This window comes from Pseudolactococcus raffinolactis NBRC 100932, from assembly GCF_001591765.1.
Taxonomy (GTDB): Bacteria; Bacillota; Bacilli; order Lactobacillales; family Streptococcaceae; genus Pseudolactococcus; species Pseudolactococcus raffinolactis.
On record NZ_BCVN01000076.1, the window covers coordinates 1 to 2,668 of the forward strand.

Genomic DNA, 2,668 nt, shown 5'->3' on the forward strand with positions numbered 1-2,668 from the left:
AAATCTTTACGAATTTTGATTTGGTATCTATAGCAATATGATTTTTGTAGCCATCACTATTAGTTATACGAAAAAGGAGAGATATGGCTACTTAGACAGAACTTTTTGAGGATAAAAATGTTCAAATTGTTGTCCGTTGCAAAGAAAGTTTCAAGAATGAAGTGAAGTTTTTGGCAAAAGAAAATGGACTTGTTTTATCTAATTACATCAAATATTTGTTAGCGCAGGAACTAAAGAAAGCAAAAAAATAAAAGGCTTGTGGTAGCCTTTTATTTGGGAGGTTTTTATGAAAAAATATTTTAGGGTAATTCTATTATAGTATGATTGCCTTAAATCAAAGTTAATTGCTTGTTGATATTATGATATAATATCACTTGTAGAAAAGTTAAGATGGTAGCCCTAAAACCAATAAAATTTGGAGGTGGTGCTATGAAGATTATTTTTAGTTGACCTCTTAGAGAGGGTTTATGTCAGTTTTTCAAGCGATAAGCCTGATGATTGCTTTTGCAATGTTAGTCTTAAAACTTAACGACAAAAACAAAAAATAATTCGTCTTCAACTTTAGCGAGTTGACGAATTATTTTGAACACTTGCTACCGTCTTAAACGGTTCTATAGAGAACGTGTTTGCGCACGTTCTTTTTTTTTACTTTATACCTACATTATACTGATATAAAGTAAATTAGTCAACAAAGATATTTTGTCGCCAAACTTCAGGCACGTCGATCAATAACCAAGAACAGAATTAGGCGACAGATTTTAAACGTCGCCATGTTTCCAAACCTGCAGGCTGATTCCGGGTTTACATTTTGGCGACAATGGCTACCTCTTGACCTCTTTATTTTTGATAGTATCATTTTCTCGATCTCTAACATTTTCTTTGACACCCTGATAGGTTTTATATTTCTCAACAATGTCATGAAATTGTTCATTTAACACTTGTCTTTCAAATTTCACTTCCTCGATAGTTTTATTTAGATCACCTCTCTTAGTCGATTTATCAATTTTTAAGTCTGATAGGATTGCTTCAGAAGTTTCAACTTTTCTCAAATCATCAGAACTGAGACCATCAATTGCACTGATGATTTTGTTCAGACAAGAAATTTTTTCATCTAAAACAGACAGTTCTTTTTCTGTTTCATGAACCTGTTTTTCAAATTGTTTTTTCAAATCTGAAAACTGTTGACCAGTTGAAACACCTTTTAAAGAGAGATACTCAAAATCTTTGATGATCTGATCAAGTTTTGATATATATTGATTTTTGTGAAGCACTAAATGCTGATTATCATGAGACAATTGCTTGGCAACTATGTTACCAGTCATAAATTTATTTTTAGTCGCATCATCAGAATTTGTGAAATAGAAAAAATCTTTTTTCTTGATAAAAATATTATAGTTACCATCATTAAGTTTATTGACTTGGTGTGAGGGCACTAATAAAGATTTTTAGTTCGTGTTGATTCTTCCTTTTGTAACTTTAATGTTGCATCTGATAATTTCTTTCTCTTATCAGCCATTTTTTTATTAATGTCAGCTTTATCTGAAAGAACTCTTACAAGTTCTTTCAGATAAAGCTCAATTTGACGTGCTTTTGTTTTTAACATAGAAGCAGAAGTATTTTTTGTAATACTTCTTTGTGTTGTACCAATTTTGTTTGTTTTATCAGCTTCTTTTTTTACTAAGTCAGCCATCTTTTTATCTAATGATGCCATATCTTTATTTAGCTGATTTACTGTTCTTTGTGCTTGTTCAACGCTCATTTAGTAACCTCCGTATTTTGATTACTCTTTCATTATAACAAAGAATGGAGCTATATTAGTATTTTATTAGCCCAAGGCGTAGACATTGAAGTTATTGTTAAACAAGTAGGACATAAAAACAGTACTCAAATCAGAGAAACTTATGGTCATATACTTAGGGAGACATTGGACGCTGGCAATGATAAAATCAAGAAAATTATGGGTAGTTTTGGGAAAAATATAAAAGAAAAGGCTCTACACCAACGTGCAGAGCCTTTTTTTGATGCCCCCTGCAGGGCTTGAACCTGCGACCCATGGATTAAGAGTCCACTGCTCTACCAACTGAGCTAAGAAGGCAATTTATTAAGAGAAAAAGCATTTCTCACCAGTTCATTATACCTCAAATACAACAGAAAATGCAAGAATAAACTCAAACAAATCAAATATAGTTTTTTGAAGACTTTTTACCAAGAATTCATAGCATAAAAGACTTACAACCATGAGGTTGTGATCTGAAATCTAACAAAGACATCACACCAACATAGGAAAGTTTTTTTGCGTTTTTGGCTGTGAGGTCGAGGCAGCTAAAGCGAAGCAACCTTGGGGTTGTGAGCTGAAAGCTAACGAAGAAATCGCAGTCAAAAACGCAAAAAAACACTGATTGAATGCCGTTACTCACTCAAGTATTGAACCCGCTGTTAATGTTAAACAGGTGGGCGTCTCGCTCTTACTGAAGCAGCTTCCATCTAAAATGGCTTGCACGCTGTAAGATGTCTCAAAGACTCCCGAGGTAATACGATTTAGTCGGTCAAAAATGTGAGCAAGTTCGCACATTCCAGTGCTTTTCTTTATATTTATATAATAGCATGCTTCTATCTTTTTTGCAAACCTAAAGATAGAATACGCTTTCTTTTTTTGTGAACTATTTTA

Annotated in this window: 3 protein-coding genes, 1 tRNA gene and 1 pseudogene; 1 reads left to right on the plus strand and 4 read right to left on the minus strand. The window is 33.0% G+C overall.

Going from position 1 to position 2,668, the window contains the following annotated elements:
- Nucleotides 1-467 precede the first annotated feature (467 nt).
- Nucleotides 468-548 (plus strand): putative holin-like toxin, encoded by an 81-nt coding sequence (locus LRA01S_RS11370; protein ID WP_220438155.1) that lies wholly within the window; start codon nt 468-470, stop codon nt 546-548.
- A 273-nt stretch (nt 549-821) separates the two neighbouring features.
- On the opposite strand, the gene LRA01S_RS10385 is transcribed toward LRA01S_RS11370, so the two are convergent.
- From LRA01S_RS10385 to LRA01S_RS10395, 4 genes and pseudogenes are all read right to left on the minus strand, one after another.
- Nucleotides 822-1,295: a helical hairpin domain-containing protein gene (locus tag LRA01S_RS10385; protein WP_144259915.1), complete on the minus strand. Its 474-nt coding sequence runs from the start codon at nt 1,293-1,295 to the stop codon at nt 822-824.
- 54 nt (nt 1,296-1,349) lie between these two features.
- Nucleotides 1,350-1,433: pseudogene (locus tag LRA01S_RS11450) on the minus strand (hypothetical protein); the annotation flags it as partial.
- Nucleotides 1,433-1,759, minus strand: a complete 327-nt coding sequence (locus LRA01S_RS10390; protein WP_061775536.1) for a hypothetical protein — start codon at nt 1,757-1,759, stop codon at nt 1,433-1,435. The pseudogene LRA01S_RS11450 and the gene LRA01S_RS10390, both read right to left, overlap by 1 nt.
- A gap of 263 nt (nt 1,760-2,022) precedes the next feature.
- A tRNA-Lys gene (locus tag LRA01S_RS10395) sits at nt 2,023-2,095 on the minus strand.
- Nucleotides 2,096-2,668 lie beyond the last annotated feature (573 nt).

What these genes read in the sequence shown, in the direction of transcription:
- LRA01S_RS10390 (WP_061775536.1), bottom strand. Translation starts at nt 1,759, where the DNA reads ATGAGCGTTGAACAAGCACAAAGAACAGTAAATCAGCTAAATAAAGAT.
- LRA01S_RS11370 (WP_220438155.1), top strand. Translation starts at nt 468, where the DNA reads ATGTCAGTTTTTCAAGCGATAAGCCTGATGATTGCTTTTGCAATGTTA.